The following is a 19,040-nucleotide window of genomic DNA, read 5'->3' on the forward strand; positions in this document are numbered from 1 at the left end:
GTAGCCTGCGTAGAAGAGCTCCGCTGCCTCCGTCTTTGTTGCATCATCCCATTTCATGACATCACCCCCAAAAAGAGAGTTGGACCCGGAACTTTCATTCCGGGTCCAACTTTAGGGGCGCGGTCCAGTTGCCCGGCTCCTCTTCTGTTGATGCGGCTGCTGCTATATCAGTAGCCGATGTAGAACACGACTCCCTCATAGGTGTAGATGTTCGGCCACGTCGCGATAACTGTGTCACGCTCAGCGACTGAAATGGTGTAGAAGTGCCCACCGTTCTGCACGTTGTAGAAACGGTAGACTGCTGTCGTGTTCGCGGCAGCGGTTGCCGACACGTTGTAAGCAACTCCCTCGAACGTGAATATCGTCGGCCATGTTGCAATGACCATATCCTTTTCGGCAGCTGAAGCCGTGAAGAAGTGCGTGTCTCGCACGTGGTTGTAGAAGCGATAGAGCGGTGTGTTGTTGGCCGGGTTGTCGAGGTTCACCGAATAGGCGATGCCCTCGTACGTGAAGACGGTCGGCCAGTTCACTACTATCGCATCGCGTTCGGCCACGGAAGCTGTGTAGAAGTGGTCGCCGTTCTTCACATTGTAGAAGCGGAACACCGGCATCATACGATCGCTCACGAAGGTGGCATCGATCGTGTGATTTGCGGTGACATTGGTGAATGTGTAGGTGGTCGGAGTCGGAACGACCAGCACCCCGTCAACCGCCACCGCCGAGAGGTGGAAGCCCGCGCTCGCCGTCATCGTGAACGCCGGGCTGCTCGCGCCATGGGCTAGGGTCTGCGGCGTGGACGGAGTGATCGTTCCTCCCGCGCTGGCAGTCGGCGTGATCGTGTATGTCATTACCTCGAACGTCACGGAAATCGTGTGGGTGGCCACCACGTTGCTGAAGGTGTAGTACGTCGGCTGTCCCACCGACACACCATCGACGAGGACATTGGCCACTCTGTACCCGGTCGCTGGCAAGAAGGCGAATGTCTTCATGGCACCATACTGCACAAGTTGCGGTGTGTCCCACCAGATGGTGCCGTTCGCCCCGGCAGTTGGGGTGATGGCGAACTGATTGACAGCGAAGGTCACATCAATAGTGTGATTAGCTGCGACCGCCGTAAACGTGTACGTCGCCGTCGGAGATGCAACGGGAGTCCCATCTACGACGACGGCCGCAATGTGGTGACCCGTGCTTGGAGTGAAGGTGAAGGTCACGTTGCTCGGCGAACCCACCGGAACGCCTTGTGGCGTATTAGGCGCAATCGTGCCATTTGGCCCGGCCGTCGGTGTGACGATGTAGCTGGCAAAGTCAACGGCGCTGACTGCGTCGCTCGTGTTCGAAGCAGCGGAGTCTCCCGCCGCGTTGAACGCGACTATGCGGTACCGGTAATCAGCACCGGCAATAGTGGTCAGGTCGGTATAAGCGGCCGAATTGGCCGGTGCGGTCGCAATTGCAGTGTAGGCGCCCGGAGTCCCGCCTGTCAGCGGTGCGCGCTCAATGCGGAATCCAACCTCTAGCTGTGGATCCGGTGTACTGGTGAGCGTCAGCGGCAAGACTGGCGCTGGCTTGGTATCCGTCCAAGTCAGAGCGATGCCTCCGCCCGATCCGGGTGTACCGGCAGCTGCAAGCGACGTCGGCGTGCGCGGGATAGCGCTTGCAACCATGACTTGCAGCGGCCGCATCATGTCCATCTCTTCATGGCTCAGAATGTGGCAGTGGAAGACATACTCCCAACCGAAGTTGTACTCCACGTTCGTTACCGGGGTGACGAAGGGCTGCCCCGTGTGAGGGTCAATGAGCGAGAAGTTGCCCGCTACTCCGGCAGGCATAGTCGGATCCAGAAGCCTGATGCTATCCGGCACACCAAACGGCAGCTTCGGCGCTACAGGCCTCATAGCTACGATAGTATCCTCGAGCGGGCTGACGCGCACGGTCTCTTTCCATCCAAGTTCGTTGTCCTCGGGTGCCCTGACAGCTCCGTCCCATCCTACCCGGTTGATGAGCTGGACATCGTTGAGGTGGAAGTGCACGGGGTGCGTATCCACGCCGTTGTGCGTGATCTTCCAAACCTGCGTCGCTGCCCCGGACACTAGCGCGGCCGGCGTGACATTGTCTGTGAGGATCTCTGTAGGCGGATCGATGTATCCGCAGAGCACGAAGTTTTGGTTGGTCGAGTTTGTCGACGTCCTTTCGAGGCCGAACTTGCCACTCATCCGCCCATAGTCCGGGTCGTAAGTCTCGCCCATCTCGTCCTGAATGGCCTTTGGCTCCAACGGCTTTGCGGGGATCACCGCGCTTCCATCAAGGGGAGTGATGCTCATGGTCGTCTGGGAAATCCGAACGTACGGATCCGCTACAAAATTACCGTTGTATGCCGAGTTATAGCGCGCATCCGGAACGATGATGGGATGCTGTCCGGCCTTAAAGACGCCATCCTGTGTGCCAGTCGTCGCGAAAGCAGCCATCAGTGGGGCGCGATTGTAGGCAGGAGCCGGAGCTACGGCCGCGACATTGATCTGCATGACCGTACGCGTGTTTGGACCGAATCCGGCCTGCGGTGTTGTCGTGCCTCCTGTCGATGTCATGTCAGGCGCACCGGTGTAGTAGTCGGTGCGAGGGTCGAGGGCAGGGAATGCCGTCGGGGCATCGTTGTAGAGGATGAGTGTCCTGCCCGCGTATGCGGAGAAGTCCACGATGACATCGGCACGCTCTGCCGGAGCGAGCATCAGGCTATGGTTCTGTATGTTTCCGAAATTGAACGTCGTCTGGTCGAGGTTCCAACTGATTGGCTGCTGGGGAACGATCGCCGGGGTCGGCAAGAAACCGCTCTCGGTTCCGATTTGGATCCACTCCGGGCCGGCTGTTGCCGGATCCGGCACGCCACCTTCGCGCCCGTCTGTAGGCCACAACTCCGGAAAGCCCGCTGTTGCCAGGGCCGGAACCATCTTCACTTCAGTGTTGGCTCGGCCATCTATGCTGGTGACCGCAGGATCCGCCACGTACATCTGAAGGTTGAAGAACCTGTCGGATGCCCCATTCAGGATGCGGAACCGGTACGCCTTGGGATTCACATTCAGCACCGGATACGGCACGCCGTTGATGAGTGGTGTGTCGTGGAAGGCTTCCATGCCCATAGAGGGATTGGGAGTCGCAGGCATGGTCGGGTTCTCCCATGGGGTGGTGCCGAGCGGGTCCCAGTACGGATTCGGGATCGGTGGGAAATTGACATTCGTCGCTGGCGGCCAGAACCATGGCCCGTAGTGCCAACGGCCGGTGGCGTTCATACCTCCCGGATCGGCGGGGTTCTGGGCCGGAACGTAAACGTGCGGCATCCACAGATCGCCCGTGTGTGGAACAGGTGCGGTAGTACCCCAGTTCCAAGTCGGGTCGGTCAATGGGATGGTAGTCGCATCCACAAATGTCTTGTCCTGGATCACAAGTGGGATCTGATCCGAAGGAATCGTGCCGGCCGTGATAAGCGCCTGCTCAATGGCGTCTGTGAGCAGATACGCCATGACCTCGCCGGCGTAGACGTTCAGGCGGGTGATACCGTAGGAATGGTCGTGGATCCACATCAAACGCGCGTTCTGCTGGTTGGTGTAATAGAGCGTCACCGATCCATCCCCGGGATCCGACATGTCGGGGACATTTCTTGCACTCGCCCCTCGAGGGAGCGACGTGTCTTCGCCCGCCGGTGTGATCCATTGATGCGGCGTTCCGTCACTGATCCAAGGTGTGACGCCACCGTGTAGGTGAAGCTCGGCGCGGTTCTGGGTGTAGCCCTCCATGCCGTCGGGTCCCATACCTGCACCCATCACACTTACATCAACCGGAATGAAGAGATCACCTTCGCTGCGTACCGCTGCATCGGGATTCGTGCGGACCGGCAACTTGTTTGTGAACTTGATGCGAACCGGCCGGTCCTTGGTTGCTTGGATGAACGGACCAAGGTAACCAATGGGGTCCGGTGTGACGGTGTTGGCTCCACCAGCATCGGTACCATTGTTCACCTGCACATAGCCGCGCAGACGCGTTGGCGGCAGATCCGAGTGCAGCTTCTGCTGATACTCTCGGAGTTCGATCTCGTAGTAATCACAACCCTGATACGTCACCGTATCCGGATGCGCCACCCCGATGTAGTTGCCAAGAAGATTCGCGTTTGCCGCGCCCACTCCCGGCAGTCTGTCGACAAACTTGCGAACGAGCGGACTATAAGCCCAGTTTGGCGTCGTGCCGAAGTAGTCCGGAATGCCGCCGGGTCCCTGAGGAGTTGTTATTTCGGCCGCCAAGACTCCCGGATTCGAATTCTTTGGCTGCAGCAGTTCCACGGACTTTCTCATGGCCTTCGCACGCTCGGCAGCCGCTTCCCGCTGAGCCTGAGTGATGCGGTAGGGCAGCTTCGACGTGTCGAGACTCTGCACGAACGCCAACCCAGGGGATACGTCAAACGCCCATGGCACGACCATGCCAGCACCGACTGCAAGTCCAGTACCGGCCGTCACACCGATAAACTTCCTGCGACTGACTTCCTTTGCCATCTCGAGTTCCTCCTCGTGTAGTCGCTCCTAGCAAACCTGCCGCACATAACGACGACTGCGCGCATTGGGGATGGATACCCATATTGGGGTCTCTCCAATATGGCTCGATTTCTGATTGCAGAGGAATCCGCTACACGGCGGAAGAGTCACCGATCATCGTCCGTAGGATGCCGTTAGTCGCCCGCCCGGTTGCGCCGCTCGGCTTGTCTTTCATCTCGTTGATGAAAGCGCCAACGCGATGACAGCGGTATCGCCCTGGCGGACGACCTGCAACTGCAGGGATAAGGCGTCCGAACGCCTTGCCCGAGACTTCACCCGACGACTGCGGGGTCATTTCGCCCGGTATGGTACTCTCTCTTGTGTCGACGCCTCTCGCCAGGAGTCGGCCACGGTCCCGGGGGTTCACCGCTCCGCGGGACCACACTACGCCCGTGGGCAATCGAGGAGCGGGTGCCGCACTTCCTATTCGGCGATACGAACCCCGGCCAAGAAGGGCTTTGGCCCGCCGTTCTCCTCGTCGGGCTCCACGTGACGAGCGCCCACTCGGCGTTGTCTACTCTTTATCCACTCGAGTACCGGACACGCCAGTCGTACATGCGCGGGCACGCGTCAGGTTGGCGTCATAGCGCATCTGAATCGCCTGCACGCCGAGCGAGAAGAACATCGCGAAGTAGACGAATCCTTTCGGTATCGAGAAATGCAGGCCTTCCGCAGTGAGCAGCATCCCGACCATCAGAAGAAATGCGAGCGCAAGTATCTTGATCGCGGCATGGTCGCAGATGAAGTTCGCCACTGGATCGGCGAATGCGATCATGACGATCATCGCGATGATAATACCCGCGACCATGATAGGAATGTCGTTCACCATGCCCACAGCCGTGATGACCGAATCCAGCGAGAAGATCACGTCCATTAGAGCGATGTTCAGAACCACCAGCCCCAACGACCTCGTCATCGGGGACTTGCGCACACCTTCGTCTTTGAGCTCGACCTTGTGGTAGATCTCACTGACAGCCTTGTACATCAGAAACAGCCCGCCGCCGAGCAGAACAAGTGTCCTGCCCGTCACCTCCAACGGCTCGGCCAAACCCGGAATCCACGCGATCTCGAACAGCGGCTTCGTCAGCCGCGCAATCCATGAGAGCGAGAACAGAAGCGCAAGCCGGGTAACGAGAGCCGCGGCAAGACCAAGCTGTCGGGCGGCCTTGCGCTTGGCCCCTTCAAGCCGTTCAGAAAGAATCGCGATGAAAACCAGATTGTCGATACCCAGCACAATCTCCAACAGCGAAAGGGTAAGAACCGCGACCCAAGCCGTCGGGCTTGAAAAGGATGCGAGAATGTCCGACAACTAATGTTCCTTCCATAGATTGACTGCGAAACACCTCTGCACAGAGTACATGCGCTGCACGTCCGCGCACCTAGCCAAAGAGGTCGAGAAGGTCAAATCCGCTCTTCTTCTGCTGCTTCTTCCCGTCGTCATGGGAGTAACCGCGATCATCCGAATGCCCATGACCGGACTCGGCAGACCTGTACCGATCCTGTTGAACCTCGCTCGTCGAAGCGCGCAACTTGTCGAGCTCTCCACGGTCAAGCCATGTACCGCCGCAACGACCGCACACGTCAATCACGACGTCGAGCTTGCGGACTTCGTCCATCTCGATGCCGCACTTGGGGCACTGCATGAGAACGCCTCCTTCATCGGTTGCCTGGTGTGGAGGCGACAGGGGTCCTTCCTCCGGCAACAGAATGCATGCCGAAGGTCTCGCCGTTGATGGACGCGTCCGGGGTCTATCGACCCGTACTGACGAAACGCGTCGCCCGCAGAGATCGCGGACCGGCTACTCCCCTTCGAGTTCGCTGATCATATACGACGGTGTCACGGATGACAACGCTCGTTTCGAGGGCAGCTAGCTATGTTTGAGCCCCTCGCCGAGAACGACCCAGCCCCGGTGCCTGCTCGGCCACCGGGGCTGGATATCTTCTGCTCAGGCTATTCGGAGCGGCGATTCATCAGAAGGCTGTAGATGAAGACTACGAGCACCACCACACGCAACAGGCGAAGGAGCGAACCGCCCAGCATGATGGCCATCCTATCTAGCGACGCCTTGCGACCAACCCGTAGACGAACAGCACGATGACGGCTCCAAGCGCCGCGACCAAAATGGATACGAGGTCAAAACCAGTGACCCCCGGGCCTCCAAAGAGACCGGAAACCCATCCGCCGACAAACGCGCCGACAATCCCTAGGATGATGGTCATGATCCATCCAAGGCTGTCTCCCATTACCAGCTTCGCTATGACACCCGCGATGAGGCCAACGACGATCCAAGTGAAGATGCCCATGCTGTCACTCCCTTGTCAGACTGATTCCTATAGAACCGAAGAACCCCGAGGCCGACCCCCCTGCTTCGCTGAGTGGCGACCGACGGGGCTCTCTATTTCGAGGAAGATTCCCAAGCGTGAACCGTTCCAGACTCCGCTGCACTACTCGAATGCCGCAGACGCTTCCTTCGGAACGACGACCCGTATGGCGCCGGGGGTTACTGAAACCTCGACGGGGGTTGATCCTGCGTCTTCCCCATCGGCAAGAACCGATTGCTTGGGACGCGACTTGACGCGAATCCGCTCGCCGCGCCACCGGGTCATGCCTCTCAACTGCTGACCGGACACAGCGTCCAACGCGTTGCCCGCCGTCGACAACATATCGGCGCTCTCCACCACAATGACATCCAAGAGCCCGTCCGAGACATCAACGTCATCGGCGATCCTCATACCTAAGACACCCGTGGTCGCAGAGTTGGCAATGATGCACGCGAGCCCCTCGGCTTTGATTGTCTCGCCATCAACGTCAATCACGTAGCTGGCTCTCGGCGGATTCGAGAGCATCTGCAAGCCCGCGAACACGTATGCCAGCCACCCGTAGCGATCCTTGAGTTCCCGTGTGGCGGCCTCGACGATCGAGGCCTCGAAACCCATCGTCACTCGCAGGATGAACCTGCTGTCGCCGACACGGCCCATATCCACGGCACGGAGGTCATATGCGCCGCCCGCAACAAGCGTTGCGGCTTCAGCCAGAGTCTTCGGAATGCCTAGGTCCTCGGCCAGCGCGTTGCCTGTCCCCCCGGGAAAGATAGCCATCGGCGGCCCGCCAAGCGCCAGCGCGAATGCCACTTCAGAAATCGTGCCGTCGCCACCGTAGGCGCCGATGAGATCGTAACCCTCCTCGGCGGCCTTACGGACGGCTGCATATCCATCGCCCGGACCGTGAGTGATAGCGACGTCCCAGTCGATTCCTGCGGCACCGAGTGTGTCGTTGAGCACGCTCAAGATAGGTTGCGGCTGACCAGCCCCGGGATTTGCTATGACCTTGATGCGCACACGTGCCTCCTTCGTACGGACGCCGGGTTGCTCTCGGTACCCGGCGCGTCTCTTTAACCGCTGTGCCAATCCCGCTCGAACGCGCGGATGCGCGGCTCGATGTGCCGGGCATGCGGATCGGCGATCGGCCGCCGGGCGACTACGAGAGCCATCGCGTCATCGGCGGACATTCCCGTCGCAATTAGGATGCAGCAGGCCATAGCGACGCTTCGATGGCGTCCGGCCCGACAATGGACGAGGACTCGTCCTCCCGCATCAAGCACGGGCAGGGCGGCTTCCACTCCCTCTCTCAGCAACGCGATGGGGATCGGAAACAAAGGAAAGTCGATCATCGGCAAGCGAATGAACTTGGAAGGCGGCAGCATGAGATCTCTGGGCGGGCTGAACCACGTCGTGCTCAGAACCAGGTTGACCCCCAGACTCCGCAGGTTGCCGGCGTGCCGGGCGTGCGGTCGGGCGGCAATGATCAACTGATCCGTGATCATGGACGAATCGTACGGGGAAAGCACTACCTGAGTTGCGATGTCTGTATCCATGTCTTGGTAGATACCCATCGGCACCCACCACCACATCCTGCGAAGGGCACTCTCGGCAACCCCGCGTCTGGATCAGCCGAGCGCGACCTACGCCGCGCTCTCTTTGGCAGCGCTTGCCCGGGTAAGCTCAGCCGGTTGAACGGCAGAGCCGCGACGCACCGCATGCCAACCAATGGCGGCCGCCACCAGCCCGCCGATCGCTCCGGCGCCCAGCGACCATCGGGGGCCGGCCGCCTGGGCGAGCCAGCCCAGCAGCGGTCCGCCGAGAAAGGCCGAACCCACAAACGCGGTGCTCCAAAGGGCCATGACCCGGTTGCGCATCGAGGCGGCGCTCAACATCTGGAGAATTCCGTTCGACAGGCCCGTGAATCGCGCGGCAAAGATGCCTACGAAGAACATGAGCACCGTTGCAGTCACGAGGTTTGGCGCCAGTCCCACCAACGCGGTGCTGACTCCAAAGAGCAAGGACGCAACGGAGAGTCGTCCCAAGCCGTCGCCTCGACGCCCCGCGGTGATGAGCCCGCCAACAGCGGCGCCCACTCCCATGGCGGCCATCAGGTACGCAAGCCCGAGCGCGCTTGCGTCAAGCGAGAACTTCACGAAAGAAGGCAGCGTCACGCTGAACTCATACGTGAACACGCCCACGATCGCCGTGATCACCAACGCCGCACGCACGACGGGCACTCGAGCCGCGTACGCGAAACCGCGCCTGACGCCCTTTTCGGTCTCGGCGTGTGTTGCCTCAGCTCTGTGAAACTCCGATGACCGCATGAGCGCAAGGCAGACGAGCACGGCCACGAACGACATCGCATTAAGGAAGAAGCAGACTGCGAGTCCCGCGCTCGCAATCAGGACGCCGGCGATCGCCGGGCCGGCGACACGCGCCAGATTGGCGGCGGTTCCGGTGAGCCCTACAGCGCTTACCAGCTCCCTTGGACCGGCAAGTTCGTACAGAAACGCCTGCCTCGTGGGGTAGTCCAGCGCGTTCACCATGCCGTGACAGCCCGCCATGGCGAACACCATCCAGACCTGCACGGTGTCGGTCGCCACAGCCGTGCCGAGCGCGACGGCAAGGACGGCGGCGGCCGTTTGGGTGATGTAGAGCAGGCGGCGTTTGGGGAAGCGATCGGCGAGCACGCCCGCGTACGGACCGAGAAGGAGCGTCGGTGCGAACTGGAGTGCAGAGAGTAGTCCAAGCGCCATCGCCGAACCGGTGAGATGCAGCACGAGCCAGGACTGTGCGATGACCTGCATCCAACCGCCGGTCTGAGAGATTCCCTGTCCGATGAAATAGAGGCGGAAATTCCGCCTCTTGAGTGATGAGAGGGCTTTTCGCCCGAAAGACGCGACCTGTGCAACCATGCGTTTGGTAAGTTCAGTCCCTTCAACGAGAGTAGACGACTCCCTGAAGGTAGCACCGATTACGCCCCTGAAGTGCAGAAACGAGGTTCCGTCAACGGGAGGTAACCGCAGCGAAAGGTTGTCGATGACCTTTGACGCAACAACTCAGACACTGGCCGCGCCCACTGGGTATCTTCTTGTCCATGAGTTCTTGGACAGAAGAGAGGGCCTCATGACCGAGAAGACCGTCGCCGAGAAAGGCGGCATCAGACCCGATACCACCATCGCCGTCCTGAACCGGGTTCCGGGCGTCGTAGAGTCTCTGGGCCTCCCTCTTGGGGCCACATTCGCCGAGCCAACCTCGGCTCAGCTCGTCTTCCTCTTCGTGAGCACACGCGCCGAACTGGAGGCCGAGATGCCGCCCGCGGTCACCGGGCTCGCGCCCGGTGCCGCGCTCTGGGTCTTCTACCGCAAGGGCTCGAAGGGCGCCGGTCTCGACATGAATCGCGATTCGATCTGGGAGATCGCCGAGAAACTGGACATGCGCCCACTGGGACTTGTCGGCATCGATGAGACCTGGTCGGCGTTCCGACTGCGGCCGTCGCAGCCGAGACCACCGCGCCGATAGTCGCGCCGGATCAGGGGGCCGACGCGCCGTCGGCAGGCGCGTTTCCGGCGCCCCGTTCCAGCGTTCCGGCAAGCAGGAATCCCGCGAGCAGGATCGCCGAGGCAAGCATCTCGCCGGGATACAGCCCCGCCGTCGCTCCCGCTCGTGCCGCCCCACCGGCGCCTGCCATCACGATGGTTCCGATGGCGATGAGTACGTTTGCCCACATGCGGTTGGCGAACCGCCGCGTTCGGGCGAATCGCCACACGGACACGACCGCGCCACCAAGAAGGAAGAGCGATCCGAAGATGTTGAACGGCAGTGACATCACGCGCGGAAACGACATGGATGCGCCGAGGGCCTGACCGCCCACCGTGATGCCCGGAACGAGCTTCGAGTAGTCGAGCTCCGCCGTCTGGGCACCGATCAGGAATATGGCGAAACATGCCAGGAGCAGACCGAGGTAGATGCGCGGGCCGGTGGGCTTCTTGGCCATCAGCTGATACGTGCCCAGCCCAAGGAATCCGACGAGCGATGCCGCCAGTACGATGTAGATGCGGTAGACGCTCGGATCCCAGTGCCCGCTCAGTTCCGAGCTCGCTTCCATGATCGCAGCGACCGCGTACATCAGCAAACCGATCGACCAAGAAAGCTGATGTGCCCTGCGTCGGCGCAGCCACTGCGAGAACACAAGTGCCGAGAACACAAAGCCGAGCAGCGCAGTGGCTGCCGGCCACCACCATGCAGACCAGAACTCTTGAACATCCATATCTTACCCTTCCCTTGGCGCACGTCTCATTCGCTATAGCGGCCCATAGACATTCGCGGTGCCACAACCAGCGCAGGCGAGAGGGTATTGTACCTGAACTCTTCGCCTGTTTCTGTCGTCTTACCTTCTAAGTCGCCGTAAATGTGGAATGCACTGAGTAATGCGAGAAGCAGTCAATTTGTTCCTCGGCGCCAGCGACAACTCGAATACACCAACGAAGGGATCGGCTATGAAGATATCGCGTGTTGTGACAGGCGGGTTCGCAATGGTTGCCGCGGCTGCGCTACTGATGGGCTGCACCACCAAGGTGATCACCTCGGGGGGCACAGTGCCGCTCAACACGGTTACTGCGGCCGGCGCCGGCAAAACAGTAGCCGCGCCGGACATGGCCGAGATGTATTTCGGCGTCAGCGTGCGTGCGGACGATGCCGCCACGGCACTCAGCCAGGCCTCGGCCAACGCCGAGAAGATCGCCTCAGCCGTGAAAGGTGCAGGCGTCTCCGCTCAAGACATCCAAACCGTGAACGTGAGCGTCTATCCGCTGCAGACGAGCCTCGGTGGAAACATCACGATCACCGGGTATCAGGCGAGCGTGCAGGTGCGCGCCAAGATCCGCGACATCAAGACCGTAGGCACCGTGATCACTGCGGCGAACAAGGCTGGCGCCAATGAGATCGGCGGTCCGAGTTTCACGCTCGCCGATGACTCGAACGTTCGCAACGAGGCGCTCACTCTGGCCATTGCCGATGCCCGCAAACGCGCCGATGCGATGGCAAAAGCCGTTGGTAAGAGCCTGGGCGAGACCATCAGCGTGAGCGAGTCCGGCGTTTCAGTGCCCATCTACACCAAGAGCGCCAGCGCAGACTTGGCTGGGGCCACTGTGCCGATAGAGCCTGGTCAGCTCAATGTGACCGCAAGTGTGACGGTCGTCTTCGAACTCAAGTAGTGCCGGACGCACCACTGGAGGTCAATCCCGCGTCCAGAACCTCGAGTTCAGGTACAACTCCTCGACCTTCTTGCGAGCCCAAGGGGTCTTGCGCAGGAAGTTCAACACGGAGCCGATAGTCGGGTCGCTCTTCAGGCAGTTGATCCGGATGCGTTTTGCCAAGCCGTCCCAGCCATATTTGTTGACCAGCTTCGTAAGCATGATCTCAAGAGTGATGCCATGGAGCGGATCGTTCTGGTGTGAATCGGCCATGATTAGTCGCAAGCTGCACGAAGGTATTGTGCAAGGGTCTCATGGATGTCCCAGAGCCCCTCGACCGGGACCCTTAGAATCGTCACGTCGCCATACTCTCTGTGGAGTTTGCGGACCTTCGCCACCGCCGATTCGTTGTGCGCAAGCTCAAGAAGGTACCTTTCCCGAAAGCCTTCCGGCTTCCGAGGATTGCGCTGCATCCAGCCTTGGAGATTGCGGCTCGGATAGAGCGATTTCATCCAGTCGGCCCCTCCCGCCTTGCCTTTCGGCAGGCCGCGAGGCCACTCGGGTTCAATCAGGATCCGATAGCCGTCATCCGGTCGCTTTGGGTCAAGTGCGGACTTGGTGCGTATCACTGCAGGAAGCCTCTTCTCCGAGAAATGGGTATTGCTTGCACTGACACGCCTTAAGCCTGCGGCTTCTACCGTGCACCCAAGCTCAAGGTCACAGTGTTGTCTGCCGGAGACAGATCGTGCCACAGCCCTTCAATGACGTAGCGCTCCTGAGAGTAGATGATCTTACCCCACAAACTGAGCTTGCCCGAGTCGAACGCCGGCATGGCTTCGGTCTTCTCGTCGCCGTTGTAGTGAGCCATGAACGCGGACGCAACGTAGTCGGCGATGTAGCTCGAGTCCGCCTCCGAAACACGATACCCCCGAAGCACGCTCACTGCCTCCGTCATGATGGTCTTGCGAACAAAGGCCGCGGCCTCGGCGGTGAAGTCGGTCCCGGGCTTGAGGCGAGCAACCATGTCCGTCGATACGATCTCAACCGTGCCTTTGCTGATGGCGCAGTACCTGACAGGGCAAGGCGCCGTCGCCAACGAGCCCGTTTCGACATCATAGATGAAACCGCTGTCGCCATAGTCGGCTCGCGCGATGTCTTGGGCGTGGTAGTGCCCGGTGAACACAAGTCGCACACCATACGACGCGAGCAGCTTGCCGACATAGGGGTAATCCTCCACCAGATAATCCGGATGGAGCTTGCCCTGGCCCTTCCAGTGCTCAACGACCCCGTGATGCATCATGCACACGACTGTCTTGCCGCTCGCCTGCGCCTTGCCGAGGACATCCTCTATCCACTTCTCCTGCGCCTGCGTGAGCTTCCCGCCGACAACCGGCTCTTCGCCCGGCTTGTTCTCATTCGACCGCGTTGCGTCAATCGCCAGCAGCCACAATCCTTCAACCGGCTCCGCAACGTAGCTAAGCGAACTCGGGTCCTTGTACAGCGCATCTCCATAGCCATAGTCCTTGTAGATCTCTGCGAATTCCCCGCGCGATACACTCGCCACCGAGATGCTCTTATCGCCTTCGAATTTGAAGGCATCCGGATTGTTGATGTCGTGATTGCCCGGTACCACGTAGACGGCTATGCCCTTCTCGGTGAGCCGAGAAAGCTGCCAAGAAACCGCCGTGTGGTTAACGAGCTCGCCATCCTTGGTCAGGTCACCCGTTATGAGCACGAACTCGACGTCTTTCGTGAGGATGTCGTCGATTGCGAGACTCAGAAGAGAGGCCGTCTCCCTAAGAAGCTTCCTGTCCGAGCCGAGAACCTCCTCGAAGGCTGATCCCGTTGTGCCAAGGGAGTCGTCGTAGTAGTGGAGGTCGCTGATCACTGCGAACTTCGAATCCGGGTAGGAGACCAGATCTTTGACCGGAGCTGTATTGAACGTGTACTGAAGTTTTGGCCTGCTATCAAGATAGCTGGATATGGCCGTGTATCCCACTCCGGCCACGATCAGCACCGCCACGATGATGAGTGCGATACTCCGAAAACGGAGCTTCTTCTTCATGCCGCCTCCACGGATCCTGGACCGACTGCTGATCATGTGATGCAGTATGCCATTTCCTGCGGCCGGACAGGTGGAGGTGACGAACGCAGACATGTTAACTGAGGGTTCCAGACCTCCCCACAGGCGCTGGTCGGCCAAGTGTCCTTCAAGTCAGTTACTTGCCGTAGGAGGCCTTCACGTCACTCCACTTTGCGGGCTTTGCGGGGGTGAAATTCCCCTTCATCGCATGGATCGTGGCATATCGGCCCGATGTCTGGCATGAGCCAATAGACATCCCGCCCTGATAGAGGGGCCAGTCAATCCCTCCGGTGAGATCTCCGGCACCCCAGCCGACAGAGTACAGACCGGGGATGGCCTTCTTGGTGGCAATATCGACCACTTGGTAGTTCTTGTCGACAACAGTGCCGCCGCACGTCGCGGTGATCCTCACCCACTGACGGATGCCCCAGAACGGAGGCGTCTTGATGGGGACCAAGTACTTCTTCTGCTTGCCGAAGTCCTCGTCGAATCCGGTCTCACAGAGTTCGTTGTAGCGCTGCACGCTGGCCTTGAGAGCTTCCGCGGGGATCTTGAGTTTCGTTGCCAGTTCGTCGAGGGTGTTGGCCACATGCGTGTCGATGAGTTTGGGTTTCACGCCGACGGGGCTGGCAACAGCACCCGGGATGTAGTTCTGCATGGCCGCGATGCTCGTTGGCGGAGGGCCCCACCCGACGGCGGTCTTGGTGTAGTCATTGTCAAAGATGCGGCAGAACCTTCCCTTGTCCTCGCCCGGCCCATAGCGAAGCGGGAGGTTCCAGTTGATCATCGGGATCTCTTCATTCATGAAGCGCACGCCGTCTTGGTTCACCGCCATGAAGGGAAGAGACGTCATCGTCATCGGGGCCGCATCCATGTCGTGCATCTGCTTGGTGTGGGGGACGGGGACAATTCCCCCACCGACCCCGGCCGCCAACAGGATGCCGTCTCCCGTCTTGTTGAACTGCTTGGGTGCGAACAATGCGAGATCGGGTGAGTAGCGCTCGACCAGGCTCTTGTTGTTCTGGTAGTCACCGGTGGCCAGAATCACGGCCTTCTTCGCGTTGAACTTGATGTAGGCGCCGCTCGCGTTCTTGCCGATGACGGCGCTGACTCTGTCGCCTGTCTTGACCAGTTGCACTGCCGGAGTGCTGTAGAACATCTCAGCGCCCAGTTTCTTGGCGTATTCCGCCATCGCAAGAACAAGGTGCCAGACGCTCTCCGGCTTGGTTCCCCAGGTGTGCATGGCCGTTGTCACATAGCTGCCGTCCGCGGTTTCTTTCTTTGCGAGAACCGTGCTCCCCTTGACCGGAGGATACCCCGCAGCCGCGCTCTGCAAGTCCATCCAAGCCAAGGTCTCACCCGAGTGCCGTGCCCAGAACTCCGCCAAGCCAAGGTTGCACCGATATGAACACGCCTCCCGGTATCCTTGGATCCACCTCAGGATTCCCAGCTCCGTGCTCTCTTCCAGAATGAGCCCCGCGCCAGCGTTGCCTTGCGCACCCGCCACGGACTCCCTCTGAAGGCAGGCAACCTTCGCGCCTTCCTCCAGCGCGGTCAGGACCGCCGGCATGCCGGAGGTCCCGGCTCCCACCACAACGATGTCATACGTCTTCTCTTCGGCGAACGTCGTGATTGGCTTGAGTATCACGGGGGAGTTCGCGTAGTCCTCGGCAGTGAAACCCTTCGGATACGTGACGGTCTCCGCGGCGGGAGTGGCGGATTGCGCACAGCCGGCCGAATCGATCGTCAATCCAGTTGCAGCAGCCTCGGCAGTTCGAAGGGCGTCTTTCACAAGGTCACTGCCAATGTCCTGGCTCATCCATCTCGTCCCTTCACCGCAGTCCAGAAGTGATGCATCTCCGTATTGTTCAGTCCATGGGGAATATGGCTTCGTCTGTTGGCGGACACTCCCTCGGCATGTTCGTTTTCCTCAAGTTTGGAAGTGCGAACGCGGCAACCGCGGCGAGGGCAATAGCCACTCCTTCAAACACATAGACTGAAGAGAACACGCCGGTGGCATCAACTAGCAGGCCTGCGATCACTGGGCCCAAGAAGCGTCCAAACAACCCCACGCTTGATATGAACCCGTTGGCTGTCCCCCTGATGTCTTGAGGGTAGTAGTCTGAGAACAGACTCAGCACAACCGGCATGGTGCCTTGGCCAAGGTTCATGACGAACACAATGGCAAGGATTGCCGGCAATGAATGCGTTGCCCAGACAAAAGGATACACGAGCGCAAATACCGCCCACCACAGACATGCCAGGGCCATAGCGTTCTTTCTTTCCATCCTGTCACACAATGGCCCCCAGAAGAACATGCCGATGGTGGTTGCGATGGAGCCTACGGTGACCGCAATACCACCTTCGAGAGCAGTGAATCCGCCCCTGACTACCGTCAGGGCAGTGAACGTGGTATCTATCATGAATGCAAGTTGATACAGGTCGAAAGCGATGATCAGTTTCCAAGTAATCATTTGCTTCATTACTACGACATACTTGTTTCTTTTATCGCTCTTTCCTTTAGCAACTTTCGCTTCTTCTATTACACGGTCTTCATCAGTAGCCCCCACCCGAAGAAGGCCTTTGTCTGATGGTTTGTTTCTGACTATCGCATAGAGACATAGTGAGAACGCTAGGGCAACACAACCGAGAATCAAGAAGCAAGTACGCCATCCGTACCTTCCGGTCATTAGCGGAATCACAATACCGATTGACATACCGGCAATAGAGCCGCCAACGGTAACAACGGTCATGGCTTTGCCACGCTTGCTCGCGACGAACCAGGCACCAATGAGCTTAGGCATGGTAGCCGTGTAGATACCGGCTACACCGAAACCGGCAACTGCATAGCACAACATCGCAGTAGTCAGGCTATTTGCCACGGCGCCGAACAAGATCAGTCCCAGTGAGGCGACTGCGCTAGCGATAGTCACTGTCAGACGCGGACCGACCTTGTCGGCCAGAGAACCCCACACGAAGGATGTACCGGCGTAGAAGAGTCCATAGACCGACACGATCATTCCGGCTTGACCGGTAGTGATCTGCAAAGCCGGAATTACCACACTGAGATTGATAGGAAGAGCTTGCAGTGCGATGACTAAGATGATCTGAGTAAGAAACCCTCCGCCGGCTATCCACCAACCGTAGTGCATCCTTTGACGTCGCATCGCAGCATTAATCACATTAATCTACCTGCACTCTCGGCACTCTCGTTGTGTTGTGAAGTGAGTGGTATTGCGCGCCCGTCGAAGCCAGGGCAGTTGCAGAGAACATCAGGTGATAGGTCGGCTCTCAAGCGCTGCAGCAGCCCTCATCCTCAGATCGGGAGTTGGCCCCCGTGCGACAACACGACCGGCTATTCTTTCCATCCCAATGCCATTCTTGAAGATGCATCCTCGTCTTCGGCTTTCGCCACTGACTTTGATGATTCGGCAGCTGAAACTTCGGTGCCCCCTCACACCTCTCCACCGCCCGACGCGGAGAGGTGCGAAGAGGCTGCCGTGTTAGAACCGTTACGCCCGAGCTGCGGGAACAGCGGCATCTTCCTCTGGCACGCTATCCCACTCCAGCTTGCCCATGTGGCGCATAGCGAGAGTTGCCAAGAAGGCGAGAATCAGAACGAGAACGATGCCTCCGTACATGGCCTGGGTGTAGCTTCCAAGCTTCGCCGCAAGAGCGGTGATGATTGTCGTCGAGAACCCGCCAACAATCGCACTCGCAATCGACAGGCGTGAGTAGATCTTCTCGTAAGCCATCCCGCCGAAGAGTTCGCGAGTGATCTCTGGGTTGCCGACTCCGGTAATCCCGTTGTGGGTGCCGAGCAGGAATCCACCAACGTACATGGGGATGACGCTGCCCGGAAGCCAAAGCCAAGTCACGAACGACATGATGAACAAGAAGAAGAAGAAATACATGGTCTTCCTGAGACCCAACAGCGAACCAAGGAAGCCGAAGAATACCTTCCCAACCATGTTGCCGATGGCTGCCATGGAGATCATCCACGCGCCGATTGCTGCAGCGCTAGTGGCCATAGCCGTGCCCTTGAACATCTCTTTCGACATGGCTGGCAAAATGCTCATGAACCCCATGCCGATTGCGGTGAGACCGATGACCAAGAACATCAGGATGAATGCCGGCGTCTTCATCGCGCTTACCGCATTCATGCCATATTCACTGCGCGTTTTGGGGCTGTAGTTTGGATCGTAGCCAAACGGCTTCAAACCAATCTCGGAGGGGCTGAACTTCATGACGAAGCACCACGGAAGAACGAGCACCGCGAAGATGAGTGCGTTGATGTAGTACGTGGTGTTGTAGCCGTAGGTCTTCAAGAAGCTCGTGAACAGGGGTGCCCATACGAAGGTACCGACTCCCGAGAATGCCATGGCAATTCCGAGGAACCTGCCGCGTTGTTTTGGAGCAAACCAGTTCGTGATGAGCGCCGGTATTGACAAGAGGAACGTCATGGGTATCGCGATACCGAGAAGGATACCGATGACGATAACTCCTGCGACGCTGTGCACGACCGTGAACAGCAGAATAGCAGCGATCTCGAGGATTGCCGCCACGGTGAGTGATAGTCTCAAGTGCTTCTTCATGAGCTGTCCCCACACGGGGAAGCTGACTATCTGCGTGAGACCGAGGGCCACTACCCAGAGCGACCATTGAGTGGCAGTGATCCCCATGTGTTGCGACCCTGGAAGCATGTAGATGCCCTTAATGCTACTGACGAGCGCCATGCCAGAGGCGCCGAGGCAGCAGCAGCCAGCAAAGATCCACATAGCAAAGTGAATCCCTTTTTGCTGTACCTGTTCTGTCACTTGCTCACATCTCCTTAGTTGAGAAGTTCTTGTTGGGTCTACGGCAGCT

General features: G+C 59.2%; 16 protein-coding genes. 2 read left to right on the forward strand and 14 right to left on the reverse strand.

Features of this window, described 5'->3' with window-relative positions; all coding sequences use genetic code 11:
• Nucleotides 1–167 precede the first annotated feature (167 nt).
• The 7 genes from HGA39_05730 to HGA39_05760 all read right to left on the reverse strand — a co-directional run bounded on the left by HGA39_05730 (nt 168) and on the right by HGA39_05760 (nt 9,811).
• Nucleotides 168–4,535 carry a multicopper oxidase domain-containing protein gene (locus HGA39_05730; protein ID NTW28848.1) on the reverse strand — a complete coding sequence of 1,456 codons (4,368 nt, stop codon included), beginning with the start codon at nt 4,533–4,535 and terminating at the stop codon, nt 168–170.
• Nucleotides 4,536–5,088: 553 nt separating this feature from the next.
• On the reverse strand, nt 5,089–5,874 hold the full coding sequence (locus HGA39_05735) for a TerC family protein (GenBank protein NTW28849.1): 786 nt from the start codon (nt 5,872–5,874) through the stop codon (nt 5,089–5,091).
• Nucleotides 5,875–5,953: 79 nt separating this feature from the next.
• Complete coding sequence (locus HGA39_05740) at nt 5,954–6,217, reverse strand: hypothetical protein (protein ID NTW28850.1); 264 nt, start codon at nt 6,215–6,217, stop codon at nt 5,954–5,956.
• Nucleotides 6,218–6,629: 412 nt separating this feature from the next.
• On the reverse strand, nt 6,630–6,878 hold the full coding sequence (locus tag HGA39_05745; protein NTW28851.1) for a GlsB/YeaQ/YmgE family stress response membrane protein: 249 nt from the start codon (nt 6,876–6,878) through the stop codon (nt 6,630–6,632).
• Nucleotides 6,879–7,019: 141 nt separating this feature from the next.
• Nucleotides 7,020–7,913: a diacylglycerol kinase family lipid kinase gene (locus HGA39_05750; protein NTW28852.1), complete on the reverse strand. Its 894-nt coding sequence runs from the start codon at nt 7,911–7,913 to the stop codon at nt 7,020–7,022.
• A 53-nt stretch (nt 7,914–7,966) separates the two neighbouring features.
• Nucleotides 7,967–8,467 (reverse strand): dual specificity protein phosphatase family protein, encoded by a 501-nt coding sequence (locus tag HGA39_05755; GenBank protein ID NTW28853.1) that lies wholly within the window; start codon nt 8,465–8,467, stop codon nt 7,967–7,969.
• Between the two features lie 69 nt (nt 8,468–8,536).
• On the reverse strand, nt 8,537–9,811 hold the full coding sequence (locus HGA39_05760; GenBank protein NTW28854.1) for an MFS transporter: 1,275 nt from the start codon (nt 9,809–9,811) through the stop codon (nt 8,537–8,539).
• Between the two features lie 211 nt (nt 9,812–10,022).
• Here HGA39_05760 and HGA39_05765 point away from each other — a divergent pair, with 211 nt between their 5' ends.
• Nucleotides 10,023–10,418, forward strand: a complete 396-nt coding sequence (locus tag HGA39_05765; GenBank protein NTW28855.1) for a hypothetical protein — start codon at nt 10,023–10,025, stop codon at nt 10,416–10,418.
• A 10-nt stretch (nt 10,419–10,428) separates the two neighbouring features.
• On the opposite strand, the gene HGA39_05770 is transcribed toward HGA39_05765, so the two are convergent.
• Complete coding sequence (locus HGA39_05770) at nt 10,429–11,166, reverse strand: hypothetical protein (GenBank protein ID NTW28856.1); 738 nt, start codon at nt 11,164–11,166, stop codon at nt 10,429–10,431.
• Nucleotides 11,167–11,395: 229 nt separating this feature from the next.
• Between HGA39_05770 and HGA39_05775 the strand changes: the two genes are divergently transcribed.
• Complete coding sequence (locus HGA39_05775; protein ID NTW28857.1) at nt 11,396–12,112, forward strand: SIMPL domain-containing protein; 717 nt, start codon at nt 11,396–11,398, stop codon at nt 12,110–12,112.
• Nucleotides 12,113–12,133: 21 nt separating this feature from the next.
• Here HGA39_05775 and HGA39_05780 read toward each other — a convergent pair whose 3' ends face one another.
• The 6 genes from HGA39_05780 to HGA39_05805 all read right to left on the reverse strand — a co-directional run bounded on the left by HGA39_05780 (nt 12,134) and on the right by HGA39_05805 (nt 18,991).
• Nucleotides 12,134–12,364 carry a DUF2132 domain-containing protein gene (locus tag HGA39_05780; GenBank protein ID NTW28858.1) on the reverse strand — a complete coding sequence of 77 codons (231 nt, stop codon included), beginning with the start codon at nt 12,362–12,364 and terminating at the stop codon, nt 12,134–12,136.
• A 2-nt stretch (nt 12,365–12,366) separates the two neighbouring features.
• Nucleotides 12,367–12,720, reverse strand: a complete 354-nt coding sequence (locus HGA39_05785; protein NTW28859.1) for a DUF488 family protein — start codon at nt 12,718–12,720, stop codon at nt 12,367–12,369.
• Between the two features lie 65 nt (nt 12,721–12,785).
• Complete coding sequence (locus HGA39_05790) at nt 12,786–14,156, reverse strand: metallophosphoesterase (GenBank protein ID NTW28860.1); 1,371 nt, start codon at nt 14,154–14,156, stop codon at nt 12,786–12,788.
• Nucleotides 14,157–14,310: 154 nt separating this feature from the next.
• Nucleotides 14,311–15,993 (reverse strand): FAD-dependent oxidoreductase, encoded by a 1,683-nt coding sequence (locus tag HGA39_05795; GenBank protein ID NTW28861.1) that lies wholly within the window; start codon nt 15,991–15,993, stop codon nt 14,311–14,313.
• A gap of 49 nt (nt 15,994–16,042) precedes the next feature.
• Complete coding sequence (locus HGA39_05800) at nt 16,043–17,326, reverse strand: MFS transporter (GenBank protein NTW28862.1); 1,284 nt, start codon at nt 17,324–17,326, stop codon at nt 16,043–16,045.
• 360 nt (nt 17,327–17,686) lie between these two features.
• Nucleotides 17,687–18,991, reverse strand: coding sequence for an MFS transporter (locus tag HGA39_05805; GenBank protein ID NTW28863.1), 1,305 nt, complete (start codon nt 18,989–18,991; stop codon nt 17,687–17,689).
• Nucleotides 18,992–19,040: the final 49 nt, after the last annotated feature.

The organism is Coriobacteriia bacterium, from assembly GCA_013336165.1.
In the GTDB taxonomy this organism is placed as follows: Bacteria; Actinomycetota; Coriobacteriia; order Anaerosomatales; family JAAXUF01; genus JAAXUF01.

Excerpts from the sequence above, each read along its gene's own strand:
- HGA39_05730 (NTW28848.1), bottom strand. The coding sequence starts at position 4,535 with ATGGCAAAGGAAGTCAGTCGCAGGAAGTTTATCGGTGTGACGGCCGGT.
- HGA39_05740 (NTW28850.1), bottom strand. The coding sequence starts at position 6,217 with ATGCAGTGCCCCAAGTGCGGCATCGAGATGGACGAAGTCCGCAAGCTC.
- HGA39_05745 (NTW28851.1), bottom strand. The coding sequence starts at position 6,878 with ATGGGCATCTTCACTTGGATCGTCGTTGGCCTCATCGCGGGTGTCATA.
- HGA39_05755 (NTW28853.1), bottom strand. The coding sequence starts at position 8,467 with ATGGGTATCTACCAAGACATGGATACAGACATCGCAACTCAGGTAGTG.
- HGA39_05760 (NTW28854.1), bottom strand. The coding sequence starts at position 9,811 with ATGGTTGCACAGGTCGCGTCTTTCGGGCGAAAAGCCCTCTCATCACTC.
- HGA39_05765 (NTW28855.1), top strand. The coding sequence starts at position 10,023 with ATGACCGAGAAGACCGTCGCCGAGAAAGGCGGCATCAGACCCGATACC.
- HGA39_05770 (NTW28856.1), bottom strand. The coding sequence starts at position 11,166 with ATGGATGTTCAAGAGTTCTGGTCTGCATGGTGGTGGCCGGCAGCCACT.
- HGA39_05775 (NTW28857.1), top strand. The coding sequence starts at position 11,396 with ATGAAGATATCGCGTGTTGTGACAGGCGGGTTCGCAATGGTTGCCGCG.
- HGA39_05780 (NTW28858.1), bottom strand. The coding sequence starts at position 12,364 with ATGGCCGATTCACACCAGAACGATCCGCTCCATGGCATCACTCTTGAG.
- HGA39_05790 (NTW28860.1), bottom strand. The coding sequence starts at position 14,156 with ATGAAGAAGAAGCTCCGTTTTCGGAGTATCGCACTCATCATCGTGGCG.
- HGA39_05795 (NTW28861.1), bottom strand. The coding sequence starts at position 15,993 with ATGAGCCAGGACATTGGCAGTGACCTTGTGAAAGACGCCCTTCGAACT.
- HGA39_05800 (NTW28862.1), bottom strand. The coding sequence starts at position 17,326 with ATGCACTACGGTTGGTGGATAGCCGGCGGAGGGTTTCTTACTCAGATC.